Below are 18,144 nucleotides of genomic sequence, written 5' to 3'. Positions count from 1 at the left end.
CCGTTCCGTAAAAACGTCTTTTCACCGACATTTCCTCCGCTCTTTATAGTTTAATTCGAGTCGGAGAAAGTGTCCAAAGGGATTAGGGGGCTAAATAGCGGCCATTCCATTAGATGCGCTTTTGCATCTATTTCGAGAAAATGGCCGATCCGATGAGAGAATAACTGCATAAATGCAGTTATCTGCACGCGCCATGTGAGCCAAGAGCCGTGAGCTAAAATCCGTGAGCCAAGAGCCGTGAGCCGTTACCGCGACAGCGCGGCACTGCTGAGTCGCTGAGTCGCCACGGTTAGAGCGCCCGCGGCTTCAGGCGCCTCATCGTTTGAAGCGCGCTTGCCGCTATCGGGGCCTTTTGCCATGCACCCGCCTCCCCCGACGCTGGACGCCTCACCACTCCTGCCGCGCGAGCAGCGACGACAGGAACACCAGCGCGAGCCCCTGACCCCAGCCCTGGATGCGTTTCTCCGACGTGTCTTTGTAGCCCTGCACGTCGCGCATGACGGCGGTGCCGGCCGATACGCCCGAGACCATCCCGTCCTCGGTGACCCGATCCAGAATGCCGCGCACGGACCGGTTGACGTACTTGTTGTACAGACGCCCGCGCGACAGCAGCGCGGCGGCGATGCCGGCCGAGCCTGACGTCTCGAGATACGAGGACGGATCGTCGAGCACCGTGTGCCACAGCCCCGTCTCCTCGTCCTGCAGCCGCACGAGCGCGCTCAGCTGATCGCGCAGCGAGCCCTCGATGATCATGAACGACGCGTGATGCACGTCGACGAGATCGAGCGCGCGCGCCATCGTCAGCGCCGCCCAGGCATTGCCGCGCGCCCAGAATACGCCGGACATATGCGAGCCGCCGACGTTGTCCCACCCGTGGTAGTACAGGTTCGTCCGCGGGTCCTGCAGGCAGTTCTCGTGGCCGTGGTACTGGCGAATGCCGTCCATGATATAGTCCTGGCGCCCGAGCAGGTGCCCGACCCGCAGCAGAAAGTAGCCTGCCATAAACATCGTGTCCACCCATGCCTGCTCCGGGAAGTCGTACTGATGCGAGTTGACGGTGTGCTGGAAGATGCCGTCCCCGAAGCGCACCGCTTCATGCGTCAGAAACTCGGCCATCTCGGACGCCTTGTCCAGGTACAGCTGCTCCCCCGTCGCCTTGTGCAGCGTCAGCAGCGAATGCCCGACCGAAACCGCGTTGACCGTCAACTTGGGAATGCCGTCCTCCAGCTGTTCGTCGACCCACGCCTTTAACTTTTCCAGATACGCCTTGTTCCCTGTCGCCTCGTAAGCTTCGCATACGCCATAGAAGGCGACGCCGGCCGGCCAATCCCAATTGAAGTCCATGCGGAACGTCCGGTCGACCACGCGGTCGATCGCGGCGCGCACCTCCGCCTCGTCGTATTGCAATGCTGGCATGTTCTCTCCCCCTTTTGCGCTGTACATTATTTGAGACCGCTGGTGCTGATGCCTTCTACGATATAGCGTTGGAAGATGAAGAATATGGCAAAGATCGGAACGAGCGACAGCGTGGCCATCGCGAACATGCCGCCCCAGTTGTTGATCGAGTCGCCGTCTAGGAACAGCTTGAGCGCGAGCGATACCGGATACAGCTTCGGGTTGTTCAGGTACAGCAGCGGGTTGATGAAGTCGTCCCATCTCCAGTAGAAGGAGAAGATCGCCGCTGTGACGAGCGACGGCACGATGAGCGGCAGCACGATGCGGAAGAAGATGCCGTACTTGCTGCAGCCGTCCATCTTGGCCGCCTCGTCGAGATCGTGCGGTATTGTGCGGATGAACTGCATGATTAGGAATACGAAGAACGGAATCGCGAAGAACTGCGGCACGATGATCGGCTTGAACGACGACAGCCACCCGATCTTGGAGAACATGACGTACTGCGGAATCATCGTAACGTCGTGCGGCAGCATCATCGTCATCATCATGCAGCCGAACCAGAAGCCCTTGCCCGCGAACGGGATGCGCGCGAAGCCGTAGGCGACGACCGCCGAGGAGGCGACCGCTCCGATGGTCGAGATCACGACGATGATCAGCGAATTTTTGAAAAAGGTCGTAAACGTGTTGCCCGCGAAGCCCGCCCACCCGCTCCGGTAATTCTCCCAGGCGAGCCGGCTCGGGATCAGGTTGTACGCCTGCGAGAAGATCTCGCCGTTCGGCTTGAGGGAGCTTGAGATCATCCACAGGATCGGATAGATCATGACGAGCGCGAGGAGGCCGATGACGAGATGGAACGCGTAGGGCTTCCACTTTTTCGCCGAAGACGCCGTACGTTTTGTTGACGCGGGACCGCTGGCCAACAACGCTTTTGCCGGAACCGCCATCTTAGCTCTCTCCCTTCGATTCGTAGTGGACCCAGTACTTGGACGTCTGGAAGAGGATCAGCGCGATCACCCCGACCGTCAGCAGCATGACCCAAGCCATCGCGGAGGCGTAACCCATCTGGGTAAATTGAAAGGCGCGTTTGTAGAGGTACAGCGAGTAGAGCAGGGTGCTGTCGAGCGGTCCGCCTTCGCCGCGGGAGATGACGTAGGCAGGCGTGAAGGTCATGAACGCCGATATGGTCTGCATGATCAGGTTGAACAGGATGATCGGGCTCAGCATCGGCAGCGTGATCTTGAAGAAGCGGCGGCCGGCGCCGGCGCCGTCTACATTGGCGGCTTCGTGAAGCGAAGCCGGGATGCTCTTGAGGCCGGCCAGGAAGATCAGCATCGAGGAGCCGAACTGCCAGACCGACAGGGCGATCAGCGTCCAGATGGCGGTGCCCGGCGAGCCGATCCACGACGTGGTCGTGTGGATGCCCAGGAGGCCGAGGAACGAGTTGAGCAGCCCCTTGTCGCCGAACACCTGCGTCCACATGATCGACACCGCGACGCTGCCGCCGATCAGCGAGGGCAGATAGTACGCCGACCGGTACAGGCCGATGCCGCCGATCGCCTTGTTCAGCAGCATCGCCACCGCCAGCGCGAACGCCAGCCGCAGCGGCACGCTCGCCAGCACGTACGTGAACGTGACCCGCACCGACTTCCAGTACTGGTCGTCGCCGGAGAACATCGTCTTATAGTTGTCGAACCCGACCCAATTCGGCGCCTCGAACAGATTGTAGTCGGTGAACGAGTAATACAGCGAAGCGAGCATCGGGAACATCGTGAAGATCAGGAAGCCGATAATAAACGGCGCGGTGAACAGGTAACCGACCAAGTGGTTGTTTTCCCGGAACTTTGTCAACTTGATCACTCCAATCTGGATGTAGATGTAAGCGTATACCTCATGCTTTCATTATAAATTTCGGGCCGGAAACCAGAAGGCAAAAAACCGAGGAGTTTGTTCAAAAAACAGGCCTCCCAAGCTAAGCGCGTCGTCTTCTGAAATCCCCGCTGCCGATCTGCTTGCACGCTTGGGCGGTTGGACGCTAATCGCACGGACGGCAAAAAGCCGGCCCCGCGCGAATGCTCGCGCCGGAACCGGCTCTGGCCGCTCCGTTGCCCGGAGAGCCCTTTCTTTTACTTGTTTTTCGCCAGGATGGCGTTGGCCTTCTCGCGGAACTCCGCGGCGCCCTTTTCGACGGTGACCTGCTTATACAGAATCTTCTCGACCTCGGCCTTGAGCAGCGCGTCGACCTCGACGGCGCCGACCGGGTTCGGCGGGTTCATCTCGCTGCTGTTCTTCTCGGCCCAAGCGACGTAGTCGAATACTTTGGTCTGCTCCGGCGTCAGGTTCGGACGGATCGCTTCCTGAACCTTGGACGATACCGGCACGCCGCGCTCGCCGAGGATGACCTTGTTCGCTTCGACGTCGTTGATGAAGTAGTTAATGAAGTCGATCGCCGCATCCTTTACCTTGGACGAATTCGCCACGGTGAAGTACATGCTCGGTTTCAGGAAAAGCGCCTTGTTGGAATCCCAGCCCGGTACCGGCAGCAGGTCCAATTCGCGCTTCGCCGCCGTGGAGATGCCGATAAACTGGTTGGACCATTGGTTGGACGACAGCGCGGTGCCGAGCGCGACCAGATCCTCCTCGGGCGTCCCCTTGCTCTGCGACAGCTTATCGAGCGACATCGTGTAGCCCTTGTTGTACCATTCCCGATACTTCGTGTAGTAATCGATGAAGAACTTGTCGTCGTCGTACCCGAGCTTCGTGCCGTCGGCCGCGTACATCAGCTGGCCCTGACCGCGCAGGTAGAACGGGAAGAACACGTCGTGACGCAGGTCGCTGAACAACAGCTTGCCCTCTGCCTTCGCTTTGTCGCCGAGCGCGGCGAATTCGTCCCACGTCCAGCCCTTGTCCGCGGCCGGCTCCTCGATGCCCAGCGACTTCAGCATAGCCGGGTCGACCATCATGGTGAGCGCGTTGGAGCCCGCGTTCATGGCGTACAGCTTGCCGTCGATCTTGCCGCCGGCGAGCGTGGGCTCGGCTACCGAACTCACGTCGAGCTTGCCGCTCTCGGTGTACGGCGTCAGATCGGCCAGCTGATTGCGGCCGGCGTACTGATTCAGGTACGAGATATCCATCTGGATCACGTCGGGCAGCTGGTTGGCGGCCGCCTGCGGCGCGAGCTTTTTCCAATAATCGTCGAATGCCGCGTACTCCGGCTCGATCGTCACGTTCGGGTGCAGCTTCTCGTACATGTCGATGACCTTAAGCGTGTAGTCGTGGCGCGACTGCCCGCCCCACCAGGCCACGCGTACCGTGACCGGCTTGTCGTCGGTTTTGGCCGTCGCGCTTGCGCTGCTGCCTGCGCTGCCCGTGCTGCCGGCGCTGCCGGACGCGGCCGCATTGCTCGCGTTGCCGCCGTTGTTACCGGACCCGCAGGCCGCAAGGCCGATCATTAAGCTCGCGGCGACCAGCGTCGTCGTGATTTTTTTCATATTTCGTTCCTCCCCCAGGATCGATGCTTTCGATGATTGATAGTGCTTACATTTACTATTATTGCGTTTCCGAAGGAGGATTTTAACTCAAAAAACAGAGGTGTTTGTATAAAAAACAGAGTTGTGGAATGTGCTGCGGCGACGCGGATCGCGACTTCCACCTCGACCTTCAACACCTCCGCGCGACTCCGTCATGCACAATTTTTGTGCATGATCGCGCTGCAGGCTGCCCCGTCGCGACTCGCTTCCTCGTCATGCACAATTGATGTGCATGTCCGCTTACTCGCCGAACTCAACAACCTCCGCGCGATTCCGTCATGCACAATTTTTGTGCATGATCGCGCTGCAGGCTGCCCCCGTCGCGGCTCGCTTCCTCGTCATGCACAATTGATGTGCATGTCCGCATGCTCGCCGAACTTAACACCTCCGCGCGACTCCGTCATGCACAATTTTTGTGCATGATCGTGCTGCAGGCTGCCCCCGTCGCGGCTCGCTTCCTCGTCATGCACAATTGATGTGCATGTAGTGACGACTGCCGCGGGTAGGTGCGCCTTAGCACCATTCAGGTGCTATGGGCGCGGCGCGACCCGCCAGGGCACAGCAGGCAGGAGCGCCATAGCACCATTCAGGTGCTATGGGCGCAGCGCGGTCCACCAGGGCACGTCGCACAGGAGCGCCATAGCACCATTCAGGTGCAATGGGGCGCAGCGCGGTCGGCCAGGGCACGTCTCACAGGAGCACCTTAGCACCATTTCGGTGCTATGGACGCGGCGCGACCCGCCAGGGCACAGCAGGCAGGAGCGCCATAGCACCATTCAGGTGCAATGGGCGCAGCGCGGTCCACCAGGGCACGTCGCACACGAGCGCCTTAGCACCATTTAGGTGCTATGGGCGCAGCGCAGTCCGCCAGGGCATGTCGCACAGGAGCGCCTTAGCACCATATAGGTGCTAAGAGAGCAGCGCGACCCGCCAGGGCACAGCAGGCAGGAGCGCCATAGCACCATTCAGGTGCGATGGGCGCGACCCGCTCCACCAGGGCACGCCGCGACCCGCCATCATCCCAAGCTCTTGATATACTCCGACGGCGTGCAACCCGCGTATTTCTTGAAGATCTGGCTGAAATACTGCGGGTTGTCGCCGAAGCCCAGCCGCTCGGCCAGCTCGAATATTTTCAAGTCGGGGTCGGCAGCGAGATCGGCCATCGCCCGCTTGATGCGCGACTGCGTCACGTAGCCCGAGAACTTCTCGCCGGTCTCTTTTTTGAACAGCTTGCCGAGATAATCGGCGTTCATGTACAGCATCTCCTGCGCCACCCAGCCCAGCGAGAGCTCCGGATTGCCGAGCTGGTCCTCGACGATCGCGATCACCTTGCGGACGATGGCGCTATGCCTCCCCACGTTCTGCTCGTAGTTCCACTGCGCGATCTCTTTGGCCGCCTGCTCCAGGAAATGTTCGATCGCATGCAGCGTCGTAATCTCGACCAGCGCCGGAATTTGCCCGTAGTAAAGGCTCATCCGACCCGGCTCGCACAGCCTGATCAGCGCGACGAACTGCTGGAGGACATACGACTTGGCGACGCCGATATCAAGCTGGGCCTCCCTCAAGCCGCCGATGAACTCGGCGAGCGCGGCCTCCGCCTCCTCGAGATGTCCGGAGCGCACGGCCATGCACAGCCGCTCTTCGTCATAGGAGAACGCGTCGTCCCGGCTCGGCAGAAGCGTGTCCTTGCGGGTGATCAAGCTGCCCTCCTCGACGTAGAAGCCGTAGTTGAGGCAGGACAGCGTCTCCCTGTACAAGCCGCGCGCGTTGGTAATATGGTCCGGCTCGCTGAGCGCGACCGTGGCCTTCAATTTATAGTAGCGCTGGAAGATCTCCCGTATGCGCCGCAACCGCTGCTGCAGGTCGCCGCCGTCCTCGTCCCGGACGACGAGAAGCACGTGGTCGCCGATCGTCGTGCTGAGGAGCGGCTGCTCGAGCACTTCGCCCGCGATATTGCGGATCGCGAACAGATGCTCGAATTCGAACGGCGTCTGCAGCTGGAACAGGATCAGGCGGACCCGGTAGTCGTAATCCAGCGCGAATAGCTGCCGGTACCGGTCCCAGTCGCGGATGCCGAACGTTTTGTTCGTGACGAACTCCTTCAGGAACTGCTCCTTGACATGGGGCATGACGGCATCCATCTCCGTCTTCATCTGGCGCACGAACGCGTCGCGCCGCGCCTCCTCGTCGAGCTCCGCGATCAGCTCCGCCAGCGCGCCGGCGATCTTGTGCTCGTTGGTCGGCTTGAGCAGGTAATGCTTGACGCCGTATTGCATCGCGCGGCTCGCGTATTCGAACTCGCCGAAGCCGGACAGCACGATAAACCGGATACGCGGATAGGCTTCATGCGCCCGCTCCACGAGCTGCAGACCGTCCATGACCGGCATTTTGACGTCCGTGATGACGATGTCCGGCTCGAGCTCCGCGATGCGCCCGAACGCCTCCGCGCCGTTGCGCGCCGTCCCGGCGAGCGCCGTGCCCGCCGACGCCCAGTCCACGATCCGCGAGATTCCGTCCAGAATGAGCCGCTCGTCGTCCACCAGCAACACCTTATACATTGTAGGTCAAGCCTCCTCTCGAATCGGGTCGGCATCCGGCGCCTCGGCGGGCAGCGCCAGCGTGACGCAGGCCCCTCGCCCCGGCTCGCTCTCCACCCGGATGCCGTACGTCTCGCCGAAGGCGATCTTGATGCGCTCGTCGATGTTGAGGAGGCCGATTCCCCGGCCCTGCCCGCGGGCCTCCCCGCTGCGGAGCCGCTCCAGCATGCGCGGGTCCATCCCCGGACCCGCGTCCTCCACGGACAGGAGCAGCAGCCCCTCCTCGGACGCGCTGGCCCGCAGGACGATCCGGCATGGCGACATCGACGGCTCCACCGCGTAGTTGATCGCGTTCTCGAGCAGCGGCTGCAGCGACAGCTTGGGGATCAACCGCCCCTTCAGCGCCTCCGGAACGTCCGTCTCGAATTCGAGCCGCTCCTCGAACCTGAACTTCTGGATCGTCACGTAGCTCTCCACCAATGCAAGCTCCTCGCGCAGCGGAATGAGCGGATCGCCGAGCGAGATGGAATTGCGGAGCAGGTGGCCAAGCGCCTCGACCATCTGGGAGATCTGCGGCTGCCGGTTAATCTTGGCCATCCAGTTGATCGACTCCAGCGTGTTGTAAAGGAAATGCGGGTTAATCTGCGCCTGCAGCGCCTTGAACTCGGTCTCCTTAACCAGCAGCCGGCTCTTGAAGTTCTCGGTAATCAGCGTGTTGATCCGCTCGATCATGATGCGGAACGACCGGTGCAGCAGCCCCACCTCGTCCCGCGGCACGCTGGCCGTGTCCATCGACAGCAGGTTCGCTTCCTCGAAGTTGCCCCGTTCCGCCAGCCGCATGCGGGCGATGAGATCGTCGATCGGACGCGTCATGCTGCGCGAGAAGCGGAAGCCCCAGGCGATCACGATGGCGAGAATGCCGATGAACACGAACACGACGAGTTCCTTGATGAAGATGATGCGCTCGAAGATCCGGTCGAACGGCGTCACGTTGAAATACATCCAGCCCGAATTCGCCGACTCGATATGGGAAACGAAGTACCGCTCGCCGCCGAAGCGGCCGATGAAATAGCCGCTGCCGAAGCGCTCCCCGCCCTCGTTAAGCCGGACCTCCGCGTACGCGGGATGGACGGGGTACACGATGTCGGAGCCGGACTGGATGAGCAGCTCGCCGTCGGCCGGCGCGTTTTCCCGCACGATCTTCTCGATATTGATCCGGATGACGAGCATGCCGAGCCGCTTGAGGCTGAAGTCGGTATTCTCGTAGGCGCGAACCTGCCTGGCCGCGACCAGCGCGCTGTCGCTCTCGTCGGGATACAGGAGCACCTGCTCGCCTTCCGCCTCGTCCGAACGGGCCAGGAGATCGCCGATCTTCGCGTCGTTCAGCGCCTTGATATTGCCTGCGGCGTTCTCGTGGCCTAGCGCGTCGAACAGCTGGATCGAATACAGGTAAGGCTCGGTGCCGGTGTAGTTCAGCAGCCGGTCGACGAGATCGCGGCGCAGCAGCAGCAGGTCATAGTCGGTCGTGTCGGGGTTCGAGATCTTCTTGAGCAGCGACTGCACCTGCCCGTCCGCCGTCACGTTGTACGAGATCTGACGGATGCGCTTCAGCTCCGCCTCGATGGCGGAGGAGGAGAGATTCAGCACCTGCGACGACTTGGTGTAGATCTGGCTGTCGTAAATGGAAAACGCGTACTGCTGCACGAGCAGCGTCGCGGAAAAGGAAAGCGCCACGATCAGCGCGATGAGCAAGGACAGCTTGTTGCGTATCCGCATGTTGCGGTAATAGCCGAGCCCGAACCGTGTACGCATGTCGAAAAAGCTCCTTCGCGGGAGGACCGGCGCCGTCCGCGGCGGGGCGCGCCGGTCCTTAACCATTTCTACGCATTGGACTGCACGCCGGGCTACGCATCCGATCAAGCGCCGGCGCCCGTATGCGGTCCTCTTATTCTATCGTACCAGAACGCGGAGCCGTGCCCAGGTGAAGATTCAGGGATAAATGTTAAAAATTCAGAGGAATCCGCGGCGACCGCGCCGCGCGCCAAAAAACGCCGGGGCATCGGGGCCCCGGCGCTCGGCCGGCTTGCGGATGAAGAATTACAGGTTGTCCACCGGCGCGACGCCCGCGAACGGAATCTCGCCGAACAGGGCGCGCACGAACGCTTCGTGGGACGCCGGCACGTTGCTGTAGGCGTTCACGGCGACCGGCGCCATGTCGAAGTAGTCGGCGATGGCGTACGGCGAGCCGAAGGCGGCGACGACCGTCTTGTCCCTGCCGGCGGTCAAGGCGCTCCAGCAGGCGGAGGCTTCCTCGGCGCTGAAGGCGAGCGGCCCCATCGGGCGATGCTGGCGCAGGATCGGCGCGTAGACGATCAAGTCGACCCCGGGCTCACGCGTGATGAGGTCCTCGTACCAGACGTTGCGGATGAGCTCCGTCTCGACGCCGCGCCGCTCGAACGCCTCCTTGAGCGTGATCAGGTCCTCGTAGTCGGCAGCCGACGGGCTGATGCCGATGATGAGCGCCTTGCGGACGGCACCGGGCGCCAGCGGCAGCAGGCCGTTCTCGTCGCGGACGAGCGTCTGGCCGCCCTCGGCGACGCGCTGCGCCGTACGCTCGGCGAAGGCGGCGATGTCGGCCTGTCCGAGGGGCTCAGCCGCCGGATCCGTCGCCTTCACCGCGTATGCCGGTTCCCGCGCTGCCGAAGCTTCGCTGCGCGCCGATGCTTCCGGCGCCTCGCCGCCCGACGCCAGTACGCCAAACCGCCGCTTCATTTGCAATACGCGCTCCACGGCGTCGTCCAGCCGCTCCATCGTCAGGGCGCCCGTCTCGAGCGCCCTTTCCGCCGTCTCGAAGTACGTGAGCTCCGGCCACAGCAGCATGTCCGTGCCCGCGTTCAGCGTATGCAGGTACGCCTCGTTGCGCTCGTACCACTTCAGATAGCCGCCCATGATGAGCGCGTCGCTGACGATGGCGCCCTTGAAGCCCATCTGGCGCTTCAGCAGCCCGTCGCTCAGCTCCGCCGACAGCGTCGCGGGCAGGTAGCGGCCGCCGAGCGCGGTCTCCGACTGGAACGCGGGGAGCGCGATATGCCCCGTCATGATGGACGCGAGCCCGTCGTCGACGAGCGCCTGGAACACCGCGCCGTGCTGCGCGAGCCATTCCTCCCGGGATAGCGAGTTGACCGTCGTCGTCATATGCTGGTCGCGGTAATCGACGCCGTCGCCGGGGAAATGCTTGGCGGTCGCGGCGAGCCCGTGATCCTGCATGCCGCGCACCACGGCCTTGAGCAGCGGGATCGCCCACGACGGCTTGTCGGAGATCGCCCGGATGGCGGTGATCGGATTGAAGCGGTTGACGTTCAGGTCGGCGACCGGGGAGAACGTCCAGTTCACGCCCGCGAGGCCTGCCTCGAGCGCCGTGGCCTTGCCGTAGTCGTAGGCGAGCTGCTCGCTGCGCGTCGCGCCCAGCGCCATCGGGAACGGCAGCTTCGTAAGACCGGGAATCATGCTGCCGCAGCCGTTCTCCAGGTCCGAGGCGAAGATGAGCGGAATTCGGGTTGCCGCCCGGTACTGCTCCGTCGCCTCCTTCACCTGCTCGAAGCCGTTGCTCGTCATGACGTCCTTGATGATCTCCGCGCCGACGAAGAAGCCGCCGACCGGGTAGCGTTCCAGAAATGCCTCCAGGCTGCCGTGCTTCTCGATCTCCTGCGCCCGCCCCGACAGCAGGACGACGGTCTGGCCGATTTTCTCCCTGACGGACAAGTCCGCGAGCTTGACGTCGCGAAGCGAATTATCGTTGTTCGCAAGCATTGGTACTCTCCCCTTCCAAGCATGCCGGGCGTGCCGGCCCTTGCGCTATGAATGCGTTCGTCATCAGTATGGACCGGAAGAGGAAGGCGCGCCTACTGTAAAATATCCATTTTTGTTATCGGTCGGACTGTCCATATTTAACTTTACTGTACGGAGGATGACTGAACGGCAAAAGGAGCCGCCACAGCGTCGCGAACATGGCGACATGGCGCTCCTTCGACTGTCGGCACTGCCGACGAAATGGACATTGGATCTGCTATTCTCGCAGACGATGAGGGGCGCTCGCGGCGGACATGCGGATCGCAGGCACAGACTTACAAAATAACGCCGTCTTTGAAAATCGCAATCTCGCGGAAGCCGTTCAGCTCGTTGTTCGTCCGCCGCTCCCCGGAGGCGAGGGCGACGATCTGCGCGAGCAGTTCGTCCCGCAGCGCGTCCATGCCCATACCCTCGATCAGGCGGCCTGCGTTGAAGTCGATCCAGTTCTTCTTGCGCTCGGCCAGCGCGGTGTTGGTGGCGATCTTCACCGTCGGCACCGGACCGCCGAACGGCGTGCCGCGGCCCGTCGTGAACAGGACGACGTGCGCGCCCGCGGCCGCCAGGGCGGTGACCGAGACCAGGTCGTTGCCCGGCGCCTGGACGAGATTGAGCCCGGGCTTGCGGGACGGTTCGCCATACGGCAGCACGTCGGTAACCGTGGCATGACCGCCCTTCTGGGTGCAGCCGAGCGACTTCTCCTCGAGCGTCGTGATGCCGCCGTCCTTGTTGCCCGGAGACGGGTTCTCGTAGATCTCCTGGCCGTGGCGGATGAAGTAGGCCTTGAAGTCGTTGACGAGCTTCACGATATCGTCGAATACCGCCTCGTCGGCGGCGCGGTCCATCAGGATCGTCTCCGCCCCGAACATCTCGGGCACCTCGGTCAGCAGCGCCGTGCCGCCGGCCGCCGTGATCGCGTCGGCCACCCGGCCGACGAGCGGATTCGCGGTGATGCCGGAGAAGCCGTCCGAGCCGCCGCACTTGAGCCCGATGCGAAGCTTGGACAGCGGCACCTCCGTGCGAACGAAGCGCTCCGCGTAATCGACCAGCTCGCCGATCAGCGTCAAGCCTTCCTCCAGCTCGTCCTCGACCTCCTGAGCCTTCATGAACTTCACCCGCTCCGGGTCGTAGTCCCCGATGACCTGCTTGAACGCGTCGACCTGGTTGTTCTCGCAGCCGAGACCGACGACGAGCACGCCGGCGGCGTTGCCGTGCCGTACGAGGGCCGTCAGGAGCTTCTGGGTGGCGGTCAGGTCGTCGCCGAGCTGGGAGCAGCCGTACGGATGCGGAAAATGAAACACGCCGTCGATGCCGCGCCCCTCGAACTGCCTAGAGGCAAGGCGGGCCAGCGTCTCGCAGGTCTTGTTAATGCAGCCCACGGTGTTCACGATCCAGATCTCGTTGCGGATGCCGACCTCGCCGTCGTCGCGCACGTAGCCTTGGAACGACGCGCGGCCCTCGGGAAACGCAGTCTTCGCAGCCGGCACGCCCGGGTCCAAGCCATCCGCATCCGCATTCGCATCCGCGTCCGCCCCTTGTGCCGCATCGGTTCTGGGCTTGTATGCGTAATCGAGCACGGCGCCGAGACCCGTCTTGAGGTTGTGCGTATGCACCCAACTACCGACCGGAATATCCGCCTTGGCGATGCCGATCGAGTAGCCGAACTTGTGCACGTGCTGCCCGGCTGCGACGGGGCGGATCAGAATCTTGTGCCCGCGCGGCACGTCCTGCAGCACCGCCGCGGTCCCGGCGACTTCGCCGGCGGCACCCGGCCAGGTCACGGTCTCACCCGCCCGGAGCTCCCGCAGCGCGATCGCCACCTCGTCCCGCGGATGCAGCACCACCGTATCTCCCGCGGACACCGCTTCTCCATTCGCCGATGGCTCCGTGCGTCCGGGCGCGCCTGCCCCCGCTTCGTTTACCTCGCTCATACGCTCGCCTCCATCCTCGCCAGCTCGGCGGTCAACGCTTCCTTCAGGCCCGCCGCTTCGTTCAAGTCCCGTCCCCACCAGCCGGTCTGGCCGAGGATGTCTGCGACCAGCTCCGGCGTCGTCAGCTCGCCGCGGTCCGCGCGCGCCCAGAGCTCGGCGAGATACGACAGCGCCGCGGCGTCGTCGCGCAGCGCGACCGGCTCTCCGCTCAGGCGGCTGCCCGCCCAGCCCCCGTCCGCCTCGCGAACGCGGTACAGACGGACGAGCGAAGCGAACGCAAGCACGATGCGGGGCGGCAGCTCTCCCTCGCGCATCGTCATATAGGCTTCGAGCGTCGGCAGCAGCCGCGCCTTGAACTTGGAGATGCCGTTCATCGCGATGTCGGTCAGCTTGTGCCGCACGTACGGATTGGCGAAGCGCTCGAGCACCTCGTCCGCGTAGCGGCGCATCTCGTCCGCCGGCAGCGGCAGCGCGGGCACGATCTCCTCCATGACGGCGGCACGGATCAGCTCGCCGTAGACGGGATGGCCGACGGCCTCTCCGACGGTCTCCAGCCCGTGCAGCAACCCGATGCTCGCGATCAGGGTATGCGCGCCGTTCAGGATGCGCACCTTGCGAAGCTGGTACGGCCGCAGGTCGGACGTCCAGACCGCGTTCAGCCCGGCGCTCGCGAGGGGGAGCCGCGCATCCATCTCCGATTCGCCCTCGATCGCCCACAGGTGATAAGGCTCAGCGGCGTTCAGCAGGCGGTCCTCCGCGCCGATCTCGGCGAACGCCCGATCCGCCTCGGCCGCAGGGAATCCCGTCACGATCCGGTCCACGAGCGAGTTCAGGAACCGGTTATGCGCGCGCACCCACGCAGAGAAGGCCTCCGGCAGCGCCCAGTCGCCCGCATGGCGCAGCACGATCTCCTGCAAAAGGTCCCCGTTGCGCTCGACCAGCTCGCACGGCAGCAGCAGCAGTCCCTGGGCCGGATCGCCGCCGAACCGCTCGAACCGCCGGTACAGCAGCAGCGTCAGCTTCGCCGGGAACGACGACGGCGCCCGCTCCGGCGCCCAATCGGTCTCGGCGTAGACGAGCCCCGCCTCCGTCGTGTTGGAGACGACGAGCTCGAGCTCGGGAAGGTCCGCCAGCGCCAGGAATGCCTCCCACTCCGCATACGGATCGACCGTCCGCGAGAAGACCGCTACGAGCTCGCGCTCGTCCGTCAGCCGTCCGTCCTGCAGGCCGCGAATCCATTGGTAATACAGCCCATCCTGCTCCCGCAGCTCCGCGAGCTTGGCCGCCCCCATGGGGCGGGGCTGGCACACGGCGACGCTGCCCTCGAACAGGCCCTGCCGGTTGCACCGGTGAATCATCCAGTCGAAGAAGCCGCGGAGGAAGTTCCCTTCCCCGATCTGGAGCGCCTTGACCGGGTATGCCTTCATCCGGTCGTATCGCTCGGCCTCGTCGGGCGGCAGCGTCGTCCGGCTCAGGCGGGGAGGTCCGATCCGCTTTTCGTCCGTATCCGCAGACTGGTTCGCGCGCATTAGCCCATCACCTCTTCTGATGGAATCGGACCAGCTCGTCGACCTTGACCGCCTGCCCCGTGCGAATCGACTTGTTCGCCGCGATGCCCGTCAGAATCGAGCGGGCGCCGTCGATATGGTCCGCCGCGCGATTGAATTCATCCGCGACCGGCACGCCGAAGATATCGTTCAGCAGCACCGGATCGCCGCCGCCGTGTCCGCCTTCGCCCATCTCGAAGTCGACCGTGTACGGCTGGCCGAACATCGGGAACACGTTGATCGTGACGCCCTGCACAGCGCCCTCGAGCGCCTTGTCGCCGCCGGAGTTGACGTAGGATTGCTCGACGATCTTCATCTCGATGCGGCCCTTGGTGCCGTTGAAGGCGATCTGGTAGCCCTCCCACGGCAGGTAGGCGTTCAGCGAGTACGTCAGCTGCGCCTTGTTCTTGTACTTGACGAGCACGCTCATCGTATCCTCGATCGAGATGCCGTCGCCGAATACGCTCTGGTCGCGCCGGTAGCCGTCCTCGTGCTCGGCGTCCAGATACATCGCCTTCAGATGCTCGTTGTCGTCCAGCGGCAGCGCGAACGGATCGTCCTTCGCGTTCGGGTTGCCCGTCGCGCGCTCGTAAAACTTGGTCACGCCGCGCTTCTCGGCGTTCTCCCGGCCGTAGAAGAGCAGATCGCCCATGGCGAATACGGTATCGGGCTGCGAACCGATCCAGAAGTTCACGAGATCGAAGTGATGCGTCGACTTGTGCACGAGCAGACCGCCGCCGTTGCGCTTGTCGCGGTGCCATCTGCGGAAGTAGTCCGCGCCGTGCTGCGTGTTCAGCAGCCATTCGAAATGGATCGAGGTCACGTCGCCGATGACGCCGCCCGCGATCAGCTCCCGCGCCTTGGTATGGTGCGGCGCGTAGCGGTAGTTGAACGTCACGCGGACGCTTCGCCCCGTGCGCTCGACCGCGTCGAGAATCTCCTGGCATTTCTCCTCGTCCACCGTCATCGGCTTCTCGGTGATGACGTCGCAGCCGTGCTCCAGCGCCCGGACGATGTACGTGTGGTGCGTGCGGTCGACGCTCGTGACGATGACGGCGTCCGGCTTTTCCGTCTCGAGCATTTTACCGAACTCGTCGCTCTTATAGGTGCGCACCGCCGGATAATCGTACTTGTCCGTCAGCAGCTTGTTCGCGTAGTCCATGCGGGTCTGGTTGATATCGCAGAAGGCGACGAGCTCCGAGGTCTCGCGGTACGTCGTGGCGATCGCCGAATAGAAAAACTCCGCCCGGCCGCCCGTACCTACCTGTACGTACGTTTTTTTTGCCATGAATGCCATCTCTCCTCGTCGTTCGGGTTCTTATGAGGAGAATGTACCGCAAAATCTGCTTATTCGCTCCGCAATTTATGTTATTATTCATGAAAACCCGCATATTTTGTCCTTATGGAGGCGATTGGCGTGAACTTGAACAGCTCGCTTAGCTACGGCGACCCGCGAGATCCTTTTTCCGTCGAATACAACCGCAGACGAGGCCATTTCTCCATGGCGACCGACCATATGCACGGACAGCACGAGCTTTACTATTTGTTCGGCGGCGAACGGTTCTACTTCATCAAGGACAGACTGTATCAAGTCCAGTCCGGCGATCTCGTGATTGTCCCCGGCGACGAGGTGCACAAGACGTCCGACACCGGCGTACCCAATCACGAGCGCGTCGTGCTGTACTACGACGAGTCCTTCTTCGCCCGGTTCGACGAGGACGAGGCCGCGCTGCTGCGCTCTACGTTCCGCGGCCCCCGGCGCGTCTTGCGGCTGGACGCCCCGGAGCGCCTGCGCGTGGAGCAGCTGCTGTACGGGATGCTGCGCGAGATCCAGGACCGCCCGCCCGGAAGCGCGCTGCCCATCCGGCATGCGGCCGCTGAGCTGCTGCTGTTCGCCTCCCGGCACGCGCTGGGTGCGCAGGCTGAGGCCGCCGAGGAAGCCGCCTCGCCGACCGCGGCCAAGATGACGGAGGTGGCACAGCATATCGCCGCCCACTTCCGGGAGCGGCTGACGCTGGGCGAGCTGAGCCGTCTCTTCTACCTGAGCCCGAGCTATCTGAGCCGCACCTTCAAGCGGCGCACCGGCTTCGGTATCTCAGAATACGTGAGCATCACGCGAATCAAGGAAGCGCAGCGGCTGCTCCGCGAGACGGATGCGCGGATCACCGCGGTCTCCGAGGAGGCGGGCTTCGATAACTTCTCCCATTTTGAAAAGGTTTTTAAAGCGTTCGCCCGCATGACGCCGCGGGATTACCGGGCCCAGTTCCGCCAGCCGCTTTAAATCGTGGCAAAACCCGGAATATCGGACATGATTCGTTCCGGCGCAGCATCCTCTCTATTTCTATCTGTAAGAACTAAAGCTATAATTGACTGAAGTTGATATCAGATCGGATATCAAAATCATCTATCATCGAGACGCAAAGGCGGTCCTTCATGAATATGAAACGAAAGATATGGGGCCTCGGCCTCGCGTTCCTGCTGCTCATCGGCGGGTTGACGGCGATCGCCTGCGTCTACGCCGAGGGCCCGGCGCTTGCGCTCGCCATCGCGATCGGAGCGCTGGGCGCGGCTGCCGGCGCCTATCTGATCGCGTCGGTGCACCGCAGCATCTTCGTCGGCATGCGAGGGGTCTCGCGCATCGTCGACGACCTGGCCGCGGGCAAGGCCGTCGCGGAGGCCGAGGCGTCCGCGGGCGGCGACGAATTCGCCCAGCTCGCGCGGCGCTTCCGCCAGCTGGCCGCCGACCTGCAGGTCAGGACGGAGCAGGAGCGGATTCTTCGCCTCGACGCCGAGGACGAGATCTGGATCAATGCCCACGTATCCGAGATGGCAATCCTGCTGCAGGGCTCCATCAAGGCGCAGGAAGCCTCTCGCATCTTCATGGGCAAGCTGGCCGGAGCGCTCGGCGCGAGCTACGGCGCGCTGTACGTGAAGCGCGGGGACGCGCTGCACTTCGCGGCCGGCTACGCCTATGCGGGCGCGGACGACGCGCATTCGCCGATCAAGCTCGGCTCCGGGCTCGTCGGCCAGGTCGCGCTGGACAATCGGCCGATCGTATTGCGCGACCTGCCGCCGGATTACGTCAAGATCACCTCCGCGCTCGGCGACGCGCCCCCCGCGTTCCTCACGCTCGTGCCGATCCGCTACGAGGACGAGGCCGTCGGCGTCGTAGAGCTGGCTTCGCTCCGCGAATTCGCGCCGCGCGAGCGGCAGCTGGTCGAGCGCGTCGGCTCGAGCATGGGCGTCCTGTTCAATACGCTGGCCGATATCGCCCGCATCGACGAGCTGCTGCGCCATACGCAGCAGCAGAAGGCGGAGCTCGAGGCCCAGACGGAGGAGCTGTAATCTCAGACCGAGGAGC

The 18,144-nt window shown here is 63.4% G+C and carries 12 protein-coding genes; 2 read left to right on the top strand and 10 right to left on the bottom strand.

Features of this window, described 5'->3' with window-relative positions:
• Positions 1 to 387: 387 nt before the first annotated feature.
• From PQG80_RS25760 to PQG80_RS25715, 10 genes are all read right to left on the bottom strand, one after another.
• Positions 388 to 1,416 carry a glycoside hydrolase family 88/105 protein gene (locus PQG80_RS25760; protein WP_271754581.1) on the bottom strand — a complete coding sequence of 343 codons (1,029 nt, stop codon included), beginning with the start codon at positions 1,414 to 1,416 and terminating at the stop codon, positions 388 to 390.
• A 26-nt stretch (positions 1,417 to 1,442) separates the two neighbouring features.
• Complete coding sequence (locus PQG80_RS25755; RefSeq protein ID WP_271754583.1) at positions 1,443 to 2,216, bottom strand: carbohydrate ABC transporter permease; 774 nt, start codon at positions 2,214 to 2,216, stop codon at positions 1,443 to 1,445.
• Between the two features lie 124 nt (positions 2,217 to 2,340).
• Complete coding sequence (locus tag PQG80_RS25750; RefSeq protein WP_432432810.1) at positions 2,341 to 3,249, bottom strand: carbohydrate ABC transporter permease; 909 nt, start codon at positions 3,247 to 3,249, stop codon at positions 2,341 to 2,343.
• A gap of 269 nt (positions 3,250 to 3,518) precedes the next feature.
• On the bottom strand, positions 3,519 to 4,883 hold the full coding sequence (locus PQG80_RS25745; protein ID WP_271754578.1) for an ABC transporter substrate-binding protein: 1,365 nt from the start codon (positions 4,881 to 4,883) through the stop codon (positions 3,519 to 3,521).
• A gap of 1,055 nt (positions 4,884 to 5,938) precedes the next feature.
• Entirely contained in the window at positions 5,939 to 7,480 is a 1,542-nt protein-coding gene (locus PQG80_RS25740) for a response regulator (protein WP_271754577.1), read from the bottom strand.
• 6 nt (positions 7,481 to 7,486) lie between these two features.
• Complete coding sequence (locus tag PQG80_RS25735) at positions 7,487 to 9,271, bottom strand: sensor histidine kinase (protein WP_271754576.1); 1,785 nt, start codon at positions 9,269 to 9,271, stop codon at positions 7,487 to 7,489.
• Between the two features lie 285 nt (positions 9,272 to 9,556).
• Positions 9,557 to 11,269 carry a glycoside hydrolase family 3 protein gene (locus tag PQG80_RS25730; protein WP_271754575.1) on the bottom strand — a complete coding sequence of 571 codons (1,713 nt, stop codon included), beginning with the start codon at positions 11,267 to 11,269 and terminating at the stop codon, positions 9,557 to 9,559.
• Between the two features lie 314 nt (positions 11,270 to 11,583).
• A complete protein-coding gene (locus PQG80_RS25725) occupies positions 11,584 to 13,236 on the bottom strand; it encodes a UxaA family hydrolase (RefSeq protein WP_271754574.1) in 1,653 nt (550 codons plus the stop codon).
• Complete coding sequence (locus PQG80_RS25720; RefSeq protein WP_271754573.1) at positions 13,233 to 14,765, bottom strand: tagaturonate reductase; 1,533 nt, start codon at positions 14,763 to 14,765, stop codon at positions 13,233 to 13,235. Before PQG80_RS25720 ends, PQG80_RS25725 begins: the two co-directional genes overlap by 4 nt.
• 7 nt (positions 14,766 to 14,772) lie before the next feature.
• Complete coding sequence (locus PQG80_RS25715) at positions 14,773 to 16,071, bottom strand: Gfo/Idh/MocA family protein (RefSeq protein WP_271754572.1); 1,299 nt, start codon at positions 16,069 to 16,071, stop codon at positions 14,773 to 14,775.
• Between the two features lie 129 nt (positions 16,072 to 16,200).
• On the opposite strand from PQG80_RS25715, the gene PQG80_RS25710 reads away from it, so the two are divergent.
• Positions 16,201 to 17,064, top strand: a complete 864-nt coding sequence (locus PQG80_RS25710; RefSeq protein WP_271754571.1) for an AraC family transcriptional regulator — start codon at positions 16,201 to 16,203, stop codon at positions 17,062 to 17,064.
• A gap of 152 nt (positions 17,065 to 17,216) precedes the next feature.
• Positions 17,217 to 18,128, top strand: a complete 912-nt coding sequence (locus tag PQG80_RS25705) for a GAF domain-containing protein (protein ID WP_271754570.1) — start codon at positions 17,217 to 17,219, stop codon at positions 18,126 to 18,128.
• The last annotated feature ends 16 nt before the right edge of the window (positions 18,129 to 18,144 follow it).

It is taken from the genome of Cohnella rhizoplanae, assembly GCF_948329515.1.
Classification (GTDB): domain Bacteria; phylum Bacillota; class Bacilli; order Paenibacillales; family Paenibacillaceae; genus Cohnella; species Cohnella rhizoplanae.
Note: the sequence above shows the minus strand (reverse complement) of the source record. Positions and strands in the feature narration are given on the sequence as shown.